General features: G+C 51.4%; 10 protein-coding genes. 3 read left to right on the top strand and 7 right to left on the bottom strand.

Going from position 1 to position 20,529, the window contains the following annotated elements; translation table 11 throughout:
- Positions 1-6 precede the first annotated feature (6 nt).
- Both JNJ77_11625 and JNJ77_11630 read right to left on the bottom strand, forming a co-directional pair.
- Entirely contained in the window at positions 7-3,165 is a 3,159-nt protein-coding gene (locus tag JNJ77_11625) for a c-type cytochrome (protein MBL8823230.1), read from the bottom strand.
- A gap of 292 nt (positions 3,166-3,457) precedes the next feature.
- Positions 3,458-4,063, bottom strand: a complete 606-nt coding sequence (locus JNJ77_11630; GenBank protein ID MBL8823231.1) for an RNA polymerase subunit sigma-70 — start codon at positions 4,061-4,063, stop codon at positions 3,458-3,460.
- A 243-nt stretch (positions 4,064-4,306) separates the two neighbouring features.
- Between JNJ77_11630 and JNJ77_11635 the strand changes: the two genes are divergently transcribed.
- Positions 4,307-6,466 (top strand): hypothetical protein, encoded by a 2,160-nt coding sequence (locus tag JNJ77_11635; protein MBL8823232.1) that lies wholly within the window; start codon positions 4,307-4,309, stop codon positions 6,464-6,466.
- An 84-nt stretch (positions 6,467-6,550) separates the two neighbouring features.
- On the opposite strand, the gene JNJ77_11640 is transcribed toward JNJ77_11635, so the two are convergent.
- The 3 genes from JNJ77_11640 to JNJ77_11650 form a co-directional block, all read right to left on the bottom strand.
- Positions 6,551-6,970: a hypothetical protein gene (locus JNJ77_11640; GenBank protein ID MBL8823233.1), complete on the bottom strand. Its 420-nt coding sequence runs from the start codon at positions 6,968-6,970 to the stop codon at positions 6,551-6,553.
- Positions 6,951-8,102, bottom strand: a complete 1,152-nt coding sequence (locus JNJ77_11645) for a radical SAM protein (protein ID MBL8823234.1) — start codon at positions 8,100-8,102, stop codon at positions 6,951-6,953. Before JNJ77_11645 ends, JNJ77_11640 begins: the two co-directional genes overlap by 20 nt.
- Positions 8,103-8,310: 208 nt before the next feature.
- Positions 8,311-9,414 carry a mandelate racemase/muconate lactonizing enzyme family protein gene (locus JNJ77_11650; protein MBL8823235.1) on the bottom strand — a complete coding sequence of 368 codons (1,104 nt, stop codon included), beginning with the start codon at positions 9,412-9,414 and terminating at the stop codon, positions 8,311-8,313.
- Between the two features lie 170 nt (positions 9,415-9,584).
- Here JNJ77_11650 and JNJ77_11655 point away from each other — a divergent pair, with 170 nt between their 5' ends.
- Together JNJ77_11655 and JNJ77_11660 are read left to right on the top strand one after the other, a co-directional pair.
- Positions 9,585-11,837 carry a S9 family peptidase gene (locus JNJ77_11655; GenBank protein ID MBL8823236.1) on the top strand — a complete coding sequence of 751 codons (2,253 nt, stop codon included), beginning with the start codon at positions 9,585-9,587 and terminating at the stop codon, positions 11,835-11,837.
- Positions 11,838-11,993: 156 nt separating this feature from the next.
- A complete protein-coding gene (locus tag JNJ77_11660; protein MBL8823237.1) occupies positions 11,994-18,041 on the top strand; it encodes a hypothetical protein in 6,048 nt (2,015 codons plus the stop codon).
- A gap of 440 nt (positions 18,042-18,481) precedes the next feature.
- Here the strand turns inward: JNJ77_11660 and JNJ77_11665 are convergent, their stop codons facing one another.
- Together JNJ77_11665 and JNJ77_11670 are read right to left on the bottom strand one after the other, a co-directional pair.
- Positions 18,482-19,411, bottom strand: a complete 930-nt coding sequence (locus JNJ77_11665) for a hypothetical protein (protein MBL8823238.1) — start codon at positions 19,409-19,411, stop codon at positions 18,482-18,484.
- Between the two features lie 43 nt (positions 19,412-19,454).
- Positions 19,455-20,405, bottom strand: coding sequence for a hypothetical protein (locus tag JNJ77_11670; GenBank protein ID MBL8823239.1), 951 nt, complete (start codon positions 20,403-20,405; stop codon positions 19,455-19,457).
- Positions 20,406-20,529 lie beyond the last annotated feature (124 nt).

The raw sequence follows: 20,529 nt of genomic DNA on the forward strand, positions 1-20,529 counted from the left end.
CAGACCTCATGGTTTAGCTGGTGCGTCACTGATGGCATGAATGGTATTGTGAATCGTGCCAACGATGGCACGTCCGTCGGTTCCTTTCAGACGATACTTGATCTCCATGCCCCAGGTGGGTGCCAGGTCTTTACTCTCCAGGCGCACCGTTTTCCCATCGGGCAGAAGCACAGCTTTCGATATCATCAGGGCATGTTCGTTGAGATGCTTCGAGCCATAATTTTTGCTGCGAAGTAGACCCCAGACAGTGACTTCGTAGTTCTTGATATCAGCTGCACTGGATGGATCGATCGGATCAGTGAAGGTCACTTCCACTCCACCCGACCTGGCCTTCAGACCAACAGGCAAGTCGGCAGGCTTTTCGGTATATCGAACCCGATAGAAGCCGCCTGAGCCAGTCTGATTCCCCGCCCAGGCGAACATGCCCAGGGTATAAAGCTGGCCATCGACAGGATGAAATCTGCCACGCATGATGCCTGTCGGAAACGGCGGCAAAGGCAGCGAGCACATGCCACCTTGTACCTGTCCATTCACTTTCTCATGAGGCACGACGTAGATCTTCCCATGCCCGTAGGAGATATTCAGCAGCGAACCTGCAAGTGATCCCCACTTGTCACTGTTCACCCACAGCAACTCAGCCGGCGAACGATCAAAGTTGTTCGTGATCCAGCAGAGTGGCTGCTTCATGGCAGAGTTGGAGGTTTCGGTGATGTCCGTGTATCCCCACATGTTGCCATAGAACCCACTTTTCTCCACCAGGTTGATACGGTTCTTCGGCGTCCAGAATCCTTCCTGATCGGTGACGAAGAAGGTGCCATCGGGATTCAAGCACACGCCATTGGCTGCCCGGAAGCCGGTCGCGAGTATCTCCGTCGTGGAGCCGTCCTTGCTCACTTTCAGAAGCGTACCATGGTGAGGAACGAGTGCAGGCAGTGCATGACGACCACTCTTGGCGTAGTAGAAGTTGCCTTCCGGATCGGTCTGCAAGCCCATGGCAAACTCATGGAAATGCTCGGTCACCTGATGATCGTTATTGAAGCACTCGTAGTAATCCATCTCGGCATCGTTGTTTAGATCGTGCAGCCGCACGATTTGATCGCGACAGCAGACATAGATATTCCCCTCGCGCAGCTTCAGGCCAAGTGGCTGAAAGAGCCCAGTTGCGATGCGCTGCCAGGTTAGCCCACTAGCTGGTTGATCGAACCCGGTGACCATCCAGACATCGCCATCCCAGGAGCAGACTGCTGCCCGTTTACCATCGGGAAAGAAGTCGAACCCCGTCAGTCGCAATTGAGCGTTCCATGGGTTCTTTTCTGGAAGTACGAAGGTATCGACTGCAAACGGCCCATCGTTCTTGCCTAGCGTTGTCATCGTTTTCAGAATCTCTGGCCAACGCTTCGGCCCACCTTCAGTGAGTAGTTTCAAGGAACTTGGGGCAGTGCTGGCATAGCCATCAAGCATCTGCTGGGTGGTCTTAGCCATCAGGAGCTTGATGCGCATCGTTGTTGTCGAGACAGGTATCTTGAGCAGCGTGAAGCCATCTCGCTTGATGAGCGATGCCTGGGCATCACCCACCACCTTTACTGCAATATCGGCTGGCGCGATCCGAGCTAACAGTTCTTTGGAGGATGGACCGATTTCCAGCGTACGAGTATAGATCACTGTGGCTGGTTGTTTGGCATCCGTCTCTACACCGAACGACTCGAATACACTGGCACCACCAACGGTGTATGAGAGGATCGTTTGATTGCCGAACTGGTAGGTGCCCCGGTACTGCGCCCACGATTTCGGTAGTGGCCCATAAGGCTTGCCATCGCGACCAGTGAGGCGTGGATCGTCGAAACTACCCGTTTCAGGATTGGCCCAACCGGGACCGACTGGATTCACCACCTGAACATCGCCCATCAGCTTGGGATGGACTTGATGCTGACCGTTGAAGTGGATGCCTTTCCAGTCAATAAATCCGTTGCCACTCCAGGCCGCTGCGAATCGCATGGTGTCGTGATCAAAGAGCGCCCAGCGGTTGCCTCGTGATACACCACCCGGTCCTGCATCAAGCCGTACAGCAATACCCTTGTAGGCGATGTTCGGTCCCGTCCCACTAACTTCGTAAGTGTTCATCAGGCTGGGGCCGTAGTCCATGGTCACCCATGGTTCCACCGTTGCCGCCGGCGGACCGAAGATTGTTCCCTTCGGAAGTTTCTCTAGGTAACCCTGATCAATGCTCGCATATTGAGACTTGTTGTCATTCTTGAGATACGTTTCGCGGAGGTAGTGGATGACATCATACTTCTGTCGAGGCACCATCCACGTTTGCGGGGCCATCATGCCATAGCCGTGGGTGAGCGTTTGATACAGGCTGTAGGGGTCGCTGCCGTTCTTGAACTTGTCGACAGCAAATCGTAGCGATGTTGGCATGGAGCCGAAGGCATCCTTGGTTCCATGACAGTTGGCACAAACACGGGTATAGATGGCTTCGCCTCGGCGAAATGCTTTCTCATCCAGTGAGCGGAGGAACCCGGCATGATTGATCTCCTTCTCATACTCGGGAATCACGAGTGCCGTCTGGGCAGGCCGCAGTTCACTGGCACGACGAGGCCCTTGTTTTGCGATTTCGATGAGGTACTTCGCCAGGTCCAGAAACTGCTGCCTGTCTGAAAGCAGATTGACCAGACCATCGGGCATCAGCGATTGCTGGCTGATCTTGCGCTCGTCGATCTCAGCACTGGCAACCTGGATCTGTTTACCCTGCGCTGCCGGGTCGATGAGGGTAATGTCGCCGTTCTTGTCACTCACGAAGAGGCCCGTGTGGGTTCGGCCATCGCGGGTGGTGATGGTGACCGTTTCGTACCCCTTTCTGATAACCTTCGATGGTGCAAGCACGGATTCAATGAGATGCTCTGCGGTTCCATCCTTCCCGATTTTGGCAAGGTCTGGCCCCAGTTGAGTTCCTGCTTGGGCATCGTGGCATTTGGCACAAGTGAGAAACGGCTGGAAGAACAATACTGCTCCACGGGCTGCATCGCCACGAGACTTAACGTCATTGATCAGGCTGGAGAGGGGTTCCTTGCTCAGTTTCTGCTGCAGCGTGGGCTGATCATCGACATGTACCAGAGAAGTGGAATACAGCATCAAGCTAACGACAAACAGCCTTCCCATGTGCATTCATTTCTCCGAATCAGCCCTGGTGCATGTCTTAAGTTAAAGATGCTAATCTATCCTTTAGATAGTATCCAGCGCTTTCATGCAAAGGATCATACTACCCTGACCATCACCAATGTTCGCACATGGCATCACTGTGAAAACAGGACAGCTGAGACGAGCCTGTTCATTTATCGCTACTCATCTAGTAGCCAGTGGCATCCTACGTGAAAATCAGGGTCATCCAATGGATATGAATGGACATGATGATCATTGGGTTTGATTACCTCTCTTCTCTCCTTATCCCAGAGAATTATCAATCTTCCTCATCTTCCTTCATCTTCATCAACCAGATTGCCCGAATGGTTTTCAGTTTCCTTTCGATGGAACGCACCGATCTACCGAGTTGCTGAGCCATTTCCTCATTGGAGTAACCTTCCAGTCGAAGCAAAGCAACCTGGGAGAGTTCCTTATCGCGCAATGCTGCAAATAGTCGTTCGCACTCTTCAGTGAAGATCGCAGCTAAGTCAGGCTCGACCTGTTTGCCAGGCATCACATCTGGGCTGCCCGGTGAAGATTCATTTGAATTGAAGAACACCGATTCGCCACGAACGGCATCGCCACCCCGTTTCTGAGCATGAATCCGTCGAAGGTGATCAACAGTTTTCCGTTTAGTCAGTACACGAAGGATGAGCCACAGATCGCTCCGATCATTCAACTGGACAAACCTTCCCTCAGCTGCCCCTCGAAAGAAACTGTTCATAACACTCAGTGCAATATCTTCTTCATCTCTGACACGACGAGCCCGCGCCTGCAGTTGTTGTCTGGACGCCACCATCAATTGATCAAAATACCTGTTCCAGAGTTCCTGTTCTGCAGCCTGATCACGACCTTGCTTGATCTTCTCCAGTAAATCGACCATGGAATCTCTGTTTATCTGATCCATTGGATTACCGTGTATGATTCAAGCTTAAGGCAGAAAAGATAATTTAATTTAGTGGGGAAGCAAGCCATGAAAGACAATTCAGTTGTGGACAATCTCCATGCTACTGCTTGATCGCCAATAACCTCCATGGTAACAATATGGGATTTACTGGGCCAAAAGCAGATGAGATCACGGTGTTGTCCACCAGAACTTGCCCTGAAATTCTGAATTGAGGCAACTATGGCAGTGCGTATACATGTGGCAGCAACCGTGGCTACTGAAAAGGAAATCAGGAATGTCTTCCGCGAAATACTTGGAGATGTATTTGAAAAAATCAGGATTGAATCGACGCCGCCTTGGAGCTTTTTCACTGCCAATGATTGGGGTGTGGATCGTGCCAATTTGATCCAAGGGCTCGAAAAGCTACACCACACAGGATTGCTAGCTACAACGGAAGACGCATCGCGCTGGCATCTCACGCTTATGCAGCCACGCCAGCCACCACTCAGATTTCTGCACGAATTCTATATCTTCCGCAGGGAATGTGATCCGCAGCAGAATGTGGAACCATCTGAGGAGGAAGAAATCGATCCTCGCCTGGCATTTCTCCAGCCAGATCCAGACCCCCAGCCAAGTCGTCCCTGGTCACCATTTGATCAGGTTGCAAATTCCTATGCCGAGATGGGCGCGCCAATTGCTGATGCCTTTCTTGACTCAGTTCAACACATGACCTATGGCCAGGCTGTCAATGCATTTCGACTTTACGAAGCCAATCGTTTGGCTGATGCGTTTACACAGGCAGGCTTGGCTATTGATAGGCAGCCTCTGCTCGATGCCTTGCTTTGGAAATCCACCACGGACCGGGAAGACGATGCGGATATAGGTAATCTTCCTCGGGTTCTTCTCGCATTGGGCCTGCACGGATCCATAGCTGATTTTTTTAAAAATCCCGACCCTGTTGAGCTGGAAGATTCGGAACAGACTGCAGAATCTGCCAAGGCGGGTAATCCATACGGCAGCGATGAATTCATCTCGCAAGCCATCAAGGCTACAGAATCCTGTTCGTTGCTGCCTGTTAAAAACGGCCCGCTCGAATGCGAGTTTGTCGACATTCCATTACTGGATTTCATCAAGGATTCTCTCACAGTTGGCTCTCAGCCCTTCTCAGTTTTGACACTAATCTTCCCGTCTCCCACAGATCCCACACAACTGGAGGTTCCAATATCCCACTGCACCGACATTGAAGTCCGACCCTGTCCGCAAGGCTGGCAGATCGGTTTGAAAACACTCGATTATTTTGCTCCAGAGTCAGAGGAATCAGCATGGAGAGAAGATCTGCTGAGAACGTACCTGGGCGAACCACTAGCTGCGATCTTACGTTCTCCACCTGATGGAAGCCATCTTGATTACCGTACAGGCCATCCCGATTATCCCAGCACACAATTACGCTTCTCAGGACCTGTTGCACAGGGTAAATGGCTGATCGAATCAGCCTGGCCAGCCGTAGACCGGGATACCCTGCAGGAGGTTCTGGATCTCGCGCGAAATCGGGAGGATGAGGAATGGGTTCTGCGTGATGAGGCGGAAGCTGATGCCATCATGCATGCCGTGTCTCGCGATGGTTATCTCTACAACATGGAAGTTCAACGCAATGGCAATCATATTATTTGTGAGCTGGATATCGGCAATCTGGCTGTGTTGATGATGCGTCATCGTTACAGTCACATCTGGGATTTCAAGCCTGTTCTGGAGTTTGTTGAACAGCAATACAACAGACGCCGAAAAGAAGAACAGAAAATGCGGCGAGCACTCGTCAAAAATCGGAAGGATCGCTCGCCGCCCATAGACAAATCAAAGGTTATCTACCGAGGCAAGGCCAGTACCTACTGGAAATCGGATATGGCCAGTTGGACGGTGCTGGAAGCTGCTCCTCGCAAAGCCTTCGAAGCGGCCTTAGCCGAACTCGGTTTCAAGTGGATAGGAGATTTCGTCTGTAAAAAGCTGCGTGACTATGTGCTACGTTATTTTCTCAGCGAGGATAAGCAAACCTATGCGATAATCACTGCCTCTGCCATGGGTTACCTGTCCTTCGAATTCGTCAGCCACTTTGAGAATGATGCACATCTGACCACATCGAACTCGTGGATTGCCTCCAGCCATCCTGAAATCGAAATGTATGCCCAGGTTCATCCTGAGTTAAAACCGAAAGAACTCTTTGAAAAACATAAGTGGGGCATCAACCGATTTCTTACTCACAAGAACACGCAACCAGTACGCTACTCAGAGGAACTTTCCGTTCTATGTGAACTATTCGATTCCATTCTCATCAAAACAGCAACCATAGAGAACGACCTGAATACGGTGGATCCCGTCAGCATGGAGGAAGATTCAGAGGAGTGAATTCTGCTGCGCAGAATAGTGGCAGGTTTGTTGTGATGGCCCATCACTCAGTAACTCTCATAGTCTAGCTCAACAATCAACGGATTATTTCAGCAAGAACCAGACTAGTAGCGAGATCAGCAGAACAATTGCAACCCAGAAAAAGTAGGTTATCCCATGCCAAGAGGCGCTTTCCTTCCCCGGTATATATGATGGCGGGCCATACATGACACGCAATTCTGAATCATCTTCAGATAACTTCTGCGTCCATTTCTTGCGGTCCTCGTCTTGCTTATCTTCCATTGCAGATTTTCTATCATCAGGTTCACCCTCCTGATCAAGGTCGATTCGGCTGGGTCCATACATCACGCGTCCAAGTTTTTGTAAGGCTGACTGATTTCCGGGTGGTGTGGAGTTCGAACTATCCAAGGATGCTTTGCAGTGCGGGCATGAATCTTCTCCTACTCGATAATGCTGACCACACTTTGGACATGACTTAAGAGAATCATCTTTTTGAGGGAACATGTGATGCCTCCCTTGTTCCAGCAGGTTCCACTACGATGCTGAAGATTCCATGATCGAATGGGACACCTGGAGCAGGACTGATCCTGACCAGTCTTTCCTGCAGTCCCTGCTTCTGGTGTTGTAATGCACGATAGTGACAATAAGGATTATTGCCTGCCTTACCGAAAAGTACATGGCTGGTCCAAGTACAGCCGGCTCGGCAAACGTCGGCATAATAACAATCTCGACAAAAACCCCACAGGTCGGCCATGCTGCGTTCCTGAATGACACGTAAAGCCGGTTCACGCAGGAGTTCTTTCAATGATTTTTCCCGCAAGCTGCCACCAGCATAAGGAGTGGTAGGAAGGGAAGGGCACCCTTTGAGCGTTCCATCTGCCTCAATACCTAATGTCTGCTCACCTGCCTGGCAACCATCCCAATATCCGTTTCCAGAAGCCCCACCGCGGAGTATTTGTTCAAAGGGGCCAAAGTAACCAATGTTGTTGCCCGGAACAAATCGAACGCCGGATTGAACACAACGTTGTTTCAAGGCAACAAGTCGGGGAAAGAGGTTTAGCAAATCATAAGGCTGCAGCAACCAGTCAGAGTGATCGGCAGCACGTCCCATGGCAACTGTTAACTGCACCCCCCATGCCCAAATATGCTGCTCCAGTAATACATCAAGCAGACTTTCCAGGTCAGGCAGTGAAAGATGGTTGATCTGTGTATTGACGGAAACCTTAACTCCTTCACGGTGCAGATGATCCAATGCTGACAGGGCGGCCTGGTAACTGCCCGTCATCCCCCGCTGCAGATCATGGGCACTCTGTAATCCATCCATCGATACTGCAACGCTGACTATTCCCGCTTGCTTGATTCGTCTTGCCAAATCTGCATCCAGACCGCGACCACCAGTCACCATCGAACAATACATGCCATGCTCGCTGATCGCGCGGGCGATACATTCCCAGTCTTGTCGCAGGTATGCTTCGCCTCCGATCAGTGCCACTTCACGAACATCGCACTCACCCAGTTGTTGCACAACACGTAATGCTTCTTCTGTCGTCAGTTCCCGTTGTCTGACCTTGCCTGCCCGTGAGCCACAATGACCGCACGCCAGGTTACAGCGAAGTGTTAACTCCCAGACCACCATGTTGAAACGTGAAATGATAGGCTTGATGGTGCACCAGCATGACAGAGGTATTTCATGAATCAGATTATCGATCAGGCAAGCTTATCCGGATTTCTCTCTGAAGTAAACGATTCGATAAGAACAGTGAGCCACTGATGCTCGCTGTGTGAATTCCCAGCACGCTACTGTACAATGGTCGAGAACAAGTCCATAACGCATTTACCAGCAGCTACGAAACATCAACTACTCTTTTGCCCAGAACACTCATCCTCGGAGAAACGCCCAGGCCTGGTTTGGATGTGGTAGTCATGAACCCCTGCTGGCGCTGAGGTGCACCTTCAGCCGTGCTGACCGTAACATAGCTGTTGAAATCGGTGCTCGTGAAGCGGAACTCCTCCGGTGTGCTGTGGGCCAGATGAGCAATCGCAGCCGTGGTAATGTCACCTCCCCAACTGTCTTCCAGTGTCATGGCAATTCCCATGCTCACACAGAGATCGCGTGCCTGCTTCGTTTTCGTCAGTCCGCCCAGTTTGCTGATCTTCAGATTGACCACATCCATGGCCAGGTCGCTCCGGGCACGGAGAAGCATGTCCAGGCTGTCAACATTTTCATCCAACACAAACGGGTGGGTGCAGTTTCGCCGCACCGCCAGGCACTCTTCATAGCTCAGGCAAGGCTGTTCGATGTAGACATCTACATCTACAACCGCACGCACCACCCGCATTGCCTCATGCTGTTTCCAGCCGGTGTTGGCATCAGCAACCAATCGATCCGTGGGGAGCAGCATCGCTCGGACCGCACGGATACGTTCGATATCCACATCAGGGTCGCCGCCCACTTTGAGTTGAAATCGAGTGTAGCCTTCAGCACGGTAGCCTGCCACTTTCTTCGCCATATCCTCAGGCGATTCCTGCGAAATGGCACGGTAGAGTCGAATCCTGTCACCAAAACGACCTCCCATCAACACGCAGACAGGCAATCCGGTAGCCTGGCCAAGAATATCCCAACAGGCAATATCAATGCCTGATTTCACATAAGAATGGCCCTTAAGGGCTGCATCCATCCGATCATTCAGCTTAGCCAGTTCCCGTGGATCGAACCCCAATACATGGGGAGCCAGTTCTCGCAGACCTGCTCGCACTCCTTCGGCATAAGCGGGCAGATAGAAAGGCCCCAGTGGGCAGACTTCGCCGTAACCGATCAGGCCGGTATCGGTTTCCACGCCAACAATGGTGCTGTCAAACACCGATACCGATTTGCCACCCGACCACTTGTAAGTTCCCTCATGCAGAGGCAATTCCACGCGGTGGGCAAAAATGCGTTTTATTTTCATGATGACATCATTCAACAGGGATAAATTGAACCAGTGTTCTAGCAAGTTTCGTTATACATGATCAATTACTTTCTTGCCGGTAAAAAATGATTCTGCAACATCGGTATGATAATGCTTGTCAATCACTCTCAACTTGAACAGTATGTACTCCATAACATTCGGAGTCTGATATGCTTCGCTGCCCCTCGTTTCTATTATTGCTGCTGGCTGTAACACCATTGGCTGCCCAGCAGCAGACTGCCAAGCAGTCCCGTCTCACAGTTGATCGCATCTTTGCTTCAGATGAATTTCGCACCGAAGCAGTGCCGATTGATAAGTGGCTGCCTGGGGGTGCATACCTGTCACTGCAGCCTTCGAAAGCACATACTTCAGGAAGGGATATCGTGCGTACCGATGTCCAAGGCCAGAGCGAGGTTTTGGTCCCTGCCGATAAACTCATACCGCCTCAATCTAAAGAACCTCTCAACATTGAAGCGTTCGAATTCTCGAAAGACTTCGATCTGGTGCTGATCTACACCAACTCTGCCCGCGTCTGGCGCACCAATACCCGAGGCGACTACTGGACCTTCCGTCGATCTACCGGAAAACTCACCAGACTCGGTGGCGATACCAAGCCTTCCACCATGATGTTTGCCAAACTATCCCCCGATGGCGCTACTGTCGGCTACGTCCGGGATAACAATCTCTACGTCGAACCTGCGGAAGGCGGTATACCAACCAGACTAACCAGCGATGGTTCCAGCGACATTATCAACGGCACCTTCGATTGGGTGTATGAAGAAGAATTCTTCTGCAGAGTCGGCTGGCGATTCAGCCCAGACAGCAAGCAGATTGCCTACTGGCAACTCAATACCCGCGATGTCAAAACCTTCACCCTGGTAGATAACACCGCAGGCAAGTACCAGACGATGAAGACATTTGCGTATCCGAAAACAGGGGAGCGTAATGCATCCTGCCGTATCGGCGTAGTAGCAGTGCAGGGGGGTGATACCCGATGGATGCAGATTCCCGGCGATACCAGTACGGATTTCTATCTTCCTCGCATGGAATGGGCAGGCAATTCGCAGGAACTGGTGATTCGCCGGATCAATCGCCTGCAGAATGCCGTTGATGTCATGCTGGCTGATGTCGCTACGTGTTCGGTCAAAACCATTCTCACTGAACGTGACAGCACCTGGGTCGATATTCATGATGATGCTTTGCAATGGATGGAGAACGGGAAGGCATTCACCTGGATCAGTGAACGGGATGGCTGGCGGCATCTCTACATCGTTTCACGCGATGGAAGCAACCAGCGATGCATCACACCAGGCGAATACGATGTGATCAAGCTTCTCCATGTCGATGAAAAAGCTGGCTGGGTTTACTTCTACGCTTCACCCGAAAATCCAACGCAACATTATCTTTACCGCACATCATTCTCCGGTACCGGCAAACCCGAACGGCTCACACCCGCCAATCAACCAGGTTGGCATGATTACGATATCTCTGAGGATGGCACTACCGCGTTGCACACCTATTCCTCATTTGGTAAGCCGCCCCGCGTGGAAGTGATCACACTGCCTGAGCATAAAGTTGCCCGAACGCTGGCAACCAATGACAAGCTCCGAGAAAAACTCGCACAACTCGAACGGACCCCTACGGAATTTTTCCGCACCGAGATTGGAGAGGGAATCAAACTCGATGGCTGGATGATCAAACCTGCTAACTTTGATTCGTCAAAGAAATATCCCCTGATGTTTCATGTTTATGGTGAACCCTGGGGGCAGACGGTTACCGACCGTTGGGGTGGAGGCCAGTACCTCTGGCACCTGATGCTGGCACAGCAAGGCTATGTGGTGGCTTGTGTCGATAACCGCGGAACGCCTTGCCCGCGTGGCCGTGACTGGCGCAAAAGTGTCTATCGAAAAATTGGCACACTCGCTTCGCACGATCAGTCAGTTGCTGCCCGCGAACTGCTCATGCGACCCTGGCTCGATGCGGACCGTGTTGGCGTTTGGGGTTGGAGTGGCGGCGGCTCGATGACGCTGAACCTGATGTTTCGGCATCCCGAAATTTATCGCACTGGTATGGCCGTGGCGCCAGTCCCGGACATGCGCCTGTACGACACCATTTATCAGGAACGATATATGGGCTTGCCGAAAGAGAATGCCGAAGACTACTTACAAGGCTCACCCATCACCCACGCTGCAGGCCTGAAAGGCAACCTTTTGATCGTACATGGCACAGGCGATGATAACTGCCATTACCAGGGGACAGAAAAACTGCTTGATAAACTCATTGAACTGAACAAGGCATTCACAGTCATGCCCTATCCCAACCGCTCTCACTCCATTCATGAAAGAAAAAACACCACCAGGCATCTTTACACGTTGCTCACTCGCTTTCTCAATGAACACCTGCCTGCCGGACCCAAACCGTGAGTCAGTAAATACAAGTTAGCCAAAATAGGTAATCCCACGTCTGAAAATAAAATTAACTTTAAGTTACAACCATATCAGGGGTTGGTACGTCTCAACCTTTGACAACAGAACGGTACTCAGATTATGTTGAGAGATATCACTTTCCAGAGAAATACCATGCGAAACCGGATCATACTCTCTGTTACACTACTGGTGTGCCTTCTCGGTATTCTGTTTGCATGGAACCGGTCAATACACATGGATCAGAAGCAACGCGATGCCCAGTGGGCCAAAGTAAATGATGCCATCAACAAGGGGTTGCCTCAATCAGCCATCAAGGAAATCGAACCGATCATCAAGTCAGCTATCGACGAAAAGGCTTATCCCGAAGCCATCAAGGCCATCGCCAAGAAAATCGCCTACGAGGCCATGGTCCAGGGAAACAAGCCTGAAGAACGCATTACACGGATGAAGGCTGAAATAGCCAAAGCGCCCGACGAAATGAAGCCGGTGATGGAATCAGTGCTGGCCCAATGGTACTGGCATTATTTTCTTCAGAATCGCTGGCGGTTCATGCAGCGAACCGCAACAGCAGCAGCCCCTTCAGAAGACTTTACCACCTGGGATCTGTCCCGCTTATTCAAGGAAATCGACAGCCAGTTTACCAAAGCACTGAGCCATGAAGAAAAACTCAAAAAGATTCCCATTAAGGATTATGACTCTCTGATCGATAAAGGAACGCTACCCGATAGCTATCGGCCAACGCTCTACGATTTCCTCGCCTTTGACGCATTGAACTTTTATGGCTCCGGCGAGTTGGCAGCAGCCAAGGCTGAGGATGCGTTTGAATTTGAGGCGAACAGTCCAGTGCTCGGCAGTCGTGAAGCATTCCTGACTTGGAAGCCCGATACATCAGATGCCGATTCTCCCAAGCTGAAAGCCATCCAGCTCTACCAGAAGTTGCTTCAGATCCATCAGAATGATGATGACGGTTCAGCCCTGTTGGATGCTGATTTGCATCGTTTGCGCTTCGGGTTTGCACACGCTTTTGGAGAAGAGAAGAACGCACTCTACAAGAAAGCATTGAAACAGTTTGCCGATGAAAACAAACAGCATGAACTCAGCGCCCTGGCTTTGGCTACCCTGGCCGGTGTGTACCAGTCCGAAAACAAACTGGTCGAAGCACGCGAGGTTGCAATTCAGGGAAAGAATCAGTTCCCGCAAAGTCAGGGAGGTATCAACTGTCATAACATCGTCGTGGCTATTGAGCAGCCTCATTACCAGGTGCAGATTGAGCGAGTGTGGGCCAATCCGCTGGCCAAGCTGCATGTCGAATACAAGAATCTGACCAGACTCTATTTCCGCATTTACCAGGCTGACTGGGAAAAGCAGTTGAAGAGAAACGTCCACAGCCACCCCTCGCAGATGGATGATAACCAACGCAGTGAAATGCTTGGGCATAAGCCCGTTGCGGAATGGTCAGTCGATCTGCCAGCAACGGAAGATTACCAGCAACGAAGCGAAGAAGTAACGCCACCAGACAACCTGCCAGCCGGGTTTTATTTTGTCGTTGCCTGTCCAGATAACCGATTTAAGATCAACGGCCTGCCTCTTACGCAATCCCATTTCTGGGTCAGTGATCTGGCGCTGGTTCTCCGGCAGGAACACTATCGCGGCAGGCTTGAAGGGTTTGTCCTCAACTCGAACACCGGCGAACCGATTGTCGGTGCCAGAGTCACTCCTTACGTCCGCAATTATCAACAGAACCGGTTGGATGTTGGTGCCGAACTGACCACCGACAAGAACGGCCTCTTTCAGTACACCGGTCCGAGTAATCAGCCTGTCATCTTCCTTGCCAAGTCAAACGGCCATGCCATCTCCAACGATAACGAGATGCACAGACAGGGCGGCGGCCAGATTCAGCAGGCATTTGAACAGGTGATCTTCTTCACGGATCGTTCTCTCTATCGTCCCGGACAGCCTATTCGGTTCAAAGGCATCGCGCTCCGGGGTGACAATGAAAAACTGAACTATCAGACGCTGGCAAATCGAACCATCACGGTTCAGTTCAACGATCCCAACGGCAAGGAAATCAGCAAGCTGCAACTGGTGACGAACCAGGTAGGTTCATTCAGCGGCTCTTTCACTGCACCCCGCGACCGCTTGATGGGACAAATGATGATCCAAGCCACAGGCCCGCATGGCTCGTCACACTTCAATGTGGAAGAATACAAACGACCCAAGTTTGAAGTGACCGTAGATGCTCCGAAGGATTCACCCAAACTCAACGATGCCGTCAAACTCACCGGCAAGGCCATGGGCTATTCCGGTGCCGCGGTGAGCAATGCCAAGCTTCGTTATCGTATTACCAGACAGGTACGTTTCCCTGCCTGGTGGGGCTATTACTACTGGTGGCGGATGCCTCCCAATCTCGGTGCTGCCCAGGAAATTGCTCACGGAACTGCAACCACCGAACCAGATGGCACATTCTCCATCACTTTCACTGCCAAGCCCGATCCAACAGTCGCTGAGAAGGATGAACCGGTCTTCACCTATTCTGCATCGGTCGATGTCACCGATACTACAGGTGAAACCCGTAGCGGTTCACGTTCTCTGCAGGTAGGCTACACCGCCTTGCAGGCCAGTCTCACCGCTAACGAGTGGCAAACTTCGAGCGAACCCGTCAAATTGAAAATTGGCACCAGTACCATCGATGGCCAGGGCACAACAGCCAAAGGCAGCCTCAAGGTGTATCAGTTGAAGCAGCCTGAAAAAGTAATGCGTGCAGGGCTATTTGGTCGCCCTAGCCCCCGGCCAATCCGACGTGCACCGGGTCGGCCGCAACCCGCCACCTCGACACAGCCCACGCCCGATCCTGCCGATCCACGCACCTGGGAACTGGGCGAACAGGTTGCAACATCCGAGTTTACCACGACTGATAAAGGGGAATTGGAATCACCAGTCAAACTGGGTGTTGGCATCTACCGGGCCATGCTCGAAACGCAGGATCGGTTCGGCAAACCGGTGAAAGCCATGCTGCAGTTCCAGGTCGTTGACCCAAGTGCCATTAAACTTGCCCTGAAAATCCCCCATTTCTTTGCCGCCCCGAAATGGCAACTCGAACCGGGCGAGGAATTCTCCGCGCTCTGGGGCACCGGCTACGATTCAGGCAAAGCCTACGTCGAAATTGAACATCGCCAGAACATCATTTCCAGCTTCTGGACCAGTGGCGACAAGACGCAGCAACTCATCAAACAGGCCGTTAACGAACAGATGCGGGGCGGCTTCAATGTCCGCGTGACCTATGTCCGTGAAAACCGTGTCTACACCGAATCACGCCATGTCGATGTGCCCTGGTCGAACAAGGAGCTGAAGGTAAAGTGGGAACACTTCGTCTCGAAGCTCGAACCGGGGAAAAAGGAAACCTGGACAGCAGTCATCACCGGTCCCGATGCGAAGAAAGCTGTCGCAGAGATGGCAGCAGCCTGCTACGACGCTTCGCTTGATGCCTATCTGCCTCACCATTGGCAGCAGGCCATCAACGTTTTCTATCAGGATCGTTCCTACTGGAGCCAGCAGTTCCAGAATTATCAGTTGCAGATGCATCATTACGTCGGCATGTTCCCACACCAATACCGGTCTGGAGATTTCCGCTATCGAGCATACCCGCAGGATATCACCGTCAACTTGTGGCAATATGGTTACCTGGAAGCCGGACAAGTCATGCGTGTTTCAAGTGGACGGATGGCACCAGGGTCGCCAGCGCCTGCAATGCGTGCAGTTGCAGCAGGTATAGCGGAAGGCAAAGCCGATTCTGCCATGAGTTGGGGCGCCGAAAGGATGAACGAAAAATTCGACAAGCGAGTGCCAGGCGAACCTGTAGCCCCATCGGTAGGCCCAAATCTTGAAAATGTTGCTACCCGTACCAACCTCAACGAAACTGCTTTCTTCTTTCCACATCTGCTGGCTGACGAAAATGGCACGGTGAAGCTCGAATTCACGATGCCCGAAGCGCTTACCAAGTGGAAATTCATGGGCTTCGCACACGATAAGGAACTGAAGTCAGGCTATCTCGAAGATACTGTCGTCACTGCCAAAGATCTGATGGTGCAGCCCAACCCGCCTCGCTTCCTCCGCGAAGGCGACATCCTCGAATTCACCGTCAAGGTAAGCAACCAGTCTGCCACCCGTCAGGCCGGCAAAGTGCGTTTGACCCTGACCGATTCCCGCACCGGCAAATCCATTGATGCTGATCTGGGCAACAAAGACCTCGATCAGGCATTCGATATTGCATCGAAGGAATCACGCAGCTTCTCCTGGAAGTTGTCCGTGCCCGATAACCTCGGCCCCATCACCTACAAGGCTGTCGGCGCTACCGACAGACTTTCCGATGGCGAAGAAGGCATGCTGCCGGTCCTTTCCAGACGAGTACTGGTTCAGGAATCGCTGCCTCTACCGATTCGTGGCAAACAGGACAAAATATTAAACTTCACGAAACTCCTCGAATCAGGCAAGTCGAATACCCTCCAGCATCAGTCACTCACTGTACAGATGGTTTCCAACCCATCGTGGTATGCTGTCATGGCATTGCCTTACCTGATGGAATACCCTCACGAATGTTCCGAGCAGACCTTTAATCGCTTCTATGCCAACAGTCTGGCCAGACACATTGCCCTCTCAGATGCTCGCATCCGTAAAGTCTTCGACCAGTGGAAGAACACTCCAGCTCTCGATAGTCCGCTCGAAAAGAACCAGGACCTTAAAGCGGTGATGATCGAGGAAACTCCCTGGCTCCGGCAGGCCAACAAGGAAAGCGAATCTCGTCGCAATGTCGGCATTCTCTTCGACGATAACCGTTTGCAGGATGAGATGAACCGAGCGTTCCGCAAACTCTCCGAACTGCAGAACGCCACCGGCGCCTGGAGCTGGTTCCCCGGCGGTCCGGATAGCGAATACATCACGCTCTACATCACCACCGGCTTTGGCCGCATGCGGCATTTGGGGCTGAAGCCCGATATGGCGCCAGCCCTCAAATCGCTCAACCGCCTGGACGCCTGGATGGATCGCATGTATCGCGATATTCTCCGTCACGATGCTGCTAACAAAGACAAGAACCATCTCACCTCGACCGTGGCACTCTATCTCTATGGGCGCAGCTTTTTCGTCGAAGACCAAAAGGTGGCAGACCCGTACAAGGAAGCCTTCAACTACTGGCTGGCCCAGGCAAAAAAATACTGGTTGCAACTAGCCAACCGCCAATCGCAGGCTCACCTGGCTATAGCTCTCAAACGCTGGGGCGACAGGGAAACACCGCAAGCTATCATGAACTCGATCAAGGAACGCTCGGTCACCAATGAGGAACTGGGCCGCTTCTGGCGCGACACCGAACTCAGTTACTGGTGGTATCACGCACCCATCGAAACCCAGGCACTCATGATTGAAGCCTTTGATGAAGTGATGAACGATGCTCAGGCAGTAGAAGACTGCAAAGTCTGGTTACTTAAGCAGAAGCAGACACAAAACTGGAAGACGACCAAGTCTACCGCCGATGCCGTTTACAGCCTTCTGCTCCGAGGCGACAACCTGCTTGCATCCGATGCTTTGGTAGAAATGTCCCTGGCTGGCACTGCCATCAAGCCGGAGAAAGTGGAAGCAGGCACCGGCTTCTATGAACAGAAGTTTGTCCGTGGCGAAGTCAAACCTGAATTCGGCAAAATCGAACTCAAGAAGACAGACGCCGGCGTTGCCTGGGGCAGCATCCACTGGCAATACCTGGAAGACATCAGCAAGGTAACACCACACGAAGGCACGCCTCTGAAACTGCAGAAGCAGTTGTTCAAACGCACCTACACCAAAAAAGGACCAGTGCTCGAAGCGGTGCAGGGGACTGTCAGCGTAGGCGATGAAATCGTCGTCCGTATCGTGCTCCGAACCGATCGCGACATGGAGTTTGTCCACATGAAGGATCATCGAGGCAGCGGCACCGAACCCACTAATGTCCTTAGCCAGTATAAGTACCAGGATGGCCTGGGATACTATGAATCAACCAAAGACACTGCCAGCCACTTCTTCATCGACTACCTGCCCAAGGGTACCTATGTCTTTGAATACGCTGTTCGTGTCCAGCATCAGGGTAAATACCCTACCGGCATGGCACACATCGAATGCATGTATGCTCCAGAGTTCAACAGCCATTCGGAAAGCATCATGCTGGAGGTGAAGTAAGGCATTTTATTCAGCTTTCACTTTGGGAATCACCACTACTCCGGTCAGTGTTTTTGCTGCCCCGGAATAGTTCTGGCACGCTTCAAAACAGTTGAGATGGGATTGTGTAAAGACCTGTATGAAGTATAATTCAATCATGTCTGCCAAGTTCCTTCGAGGTCTGTTGATTTTTGCCATCCTGCACATGCATGTGCCGGCATGTCGACTGCATGCTTGCTGTCAGGCGATTCCATCGAACGAAACCAGCAACAAGACAGAAACTGGTTGTGATTGTTGTCAACATGAAAGTTCTGAACCAGACGAGACTGCTCCAGTCTGTCCTGTGCATCGCCATCAGAACACAAAGAAGTTTTATCCGGGTTAAGCGCGTCAAACGAAACTCTTAAGTTGTGCCAGGGTCATTCGGAGTACCGAATAACCCTGCCACAATTGACCGACTTCTACTTCAGCTTCAGCGTCGCATTGGTCTCTTCTTTATTTTTCAAGTAAGCATATTCCGCAGTGAGTTTTTCTCCGCTGGTTTTTTCGAATTGCTGAGTCAGCATGATACCGTTGGCCTTCGGTGCACCTTGCGATTTCCAGCCCATCGCTGTCAGCTTCTTTTCAAACCAGGATGCAATTTCCTGCGAGTTGCCTTTGGTTACAGCAAATAGCTGGGCAGGCGAATCGCTGACAGTGACCAGGCGAGCCTCCGTTGGTGCAGGAAGTTCAAAAGGCAGCAATCGGGTCATGTACGAAACATTAGTCTTCTTGTCTCGAGAACCAGCGTAAATGCCAACGTCGAGTTTGATTGCGTTCTTTCGGAAAATTTGGGTACTGCCCGCCATGCCGTAAGGTTCCCATTGGTCCTTGATCAGAGCATCACGTACTTCTTTCCTGGCGTCTTCAATTGACGATTCAACTGCATATACCATGGAGGATTGCGCACCAATCAGCTTCTTGCCCGTCTTGGGTACGTACAACTTACTCACATCCAGGTTGCCCTGATTCGTCATCACGACTTTGATAACTTTGCCATCCTTTCCGCTTGCTTCAAAAACGGTTACCGCCAGTGAATAACCATTTCTGGTAAAAGTAGCCGAACACGATTTGGGACTCAGAAAAGGAGGATTAGCTGTATCCTTCCAGCCACGGTCAGCTAATTCCTTCTGGATAAACCCAAACACTTCCTTGGCATCTTCGGTGGCTGGCAGTTCATACATCTGCGTCGCCACTGATCTGATAATAGTTCCAGCTGCCTTGCTATGCATTGGCACGGTTCGCAGATCAAGCAGCTTGGCTGCTTCTTCCACGGTGGCCAATGATGCCTCCTGTGCCACAGTCAATTGAGGGATTAAACAAAGAACCAGACTCCATAGCAAACGGGACATTTGAGCTCCTTGGTTTCAGTACCTACGTTTACGGGTTGGGGTATCACTTAACCTTGCTGATTGACAACAGGTTGATCAGTTCAGGTTCTGCTTTCGGGTCATTCAGCAACGACACGCTGATTTTATCATGGGAGAGATGATCCTTCGACAGGTTCAAGGTATGTCGCACTGCAAGTTGATTATCAAGCTGGGTGATGACATAGCCCTGAATCCTGCTCTTATCAGATCTCTGCCATTCGCTGCCGACCCTTTGCCAGGTAATGCTGCGAGTCCATTGGCTAGTAATAATACCGGCTTTCAGTACCTTTTGTCCGTTTCCTTCCTTGCTCCACTTCTCCTGAAGCAGTTGTAGCAGTGCGGCTCGATCTGAATTCCGATATTCATCGGGTGGCGGAGTATTGCCTGCGATGATGTCGTTTCGCATAGTCGCAGCGAGGGAGTTCACTTCGCTGCGGATTTTTATCAACTCGGCTTTGAGTCTGGCCAGTTCTCGGTTTTCCGGGTCGAGTGCTTCCAGTGCAAGCAGCATCTGCTCTGCTTTGATAAAGCCAAGTTGGATGTCGTTCCCGGGTTTGAAATAAGCTGGTGCCTTGTATTCCACTCCTCGCTTTGCACCATCCAAGATACGAATCAGCAAAGCATCGATTTCGGGAACCGATGCAAACATCCCGGCATAACGCTCATACTCTTTCAGTTCTCTGGAAGCATAATTCCAGGCAGTGGAAAGATCGCTCCACGGCCTCTGGTTGGTACGCATCTGGACACCATACTTTTTGCCCAGTTCATCTATATTGAGACGGTACTGTCGCAACACGCGCAAGTTTTCCAAATGCTTTTCAGGCTGGGATGCAATGGTCTCAGGCCGCTGTAGTGCATTGCCGATCTCTTTGAGCCGTGCAGCATGATCAAGAATAGCTTGATCATTTTCCTGTGCCCATAACTGGGTGGAACCAATCCAGCAAAACATCACGACAAGTAGAGAACGTCGAGTCATCACGCACTCCCAGAAGAAATCGTTACATCAGGTATCCATCGCTATCCGATTTCTTTCAGAAAATTCCTGATTAGCACTATTTCTGAAAGATTGCCTGGCTTTCCATATATTCCTGTTTTGAGAT

Source organism: Planctomycetia bacterium, from assembly GCA_016795155.1.
In the GTDB taxonomy this organism is placed as follows: Bacteria; Planctomycetota; Planctomycetia; order Gemmatales; family HRBIN36; genus JAEUIE01.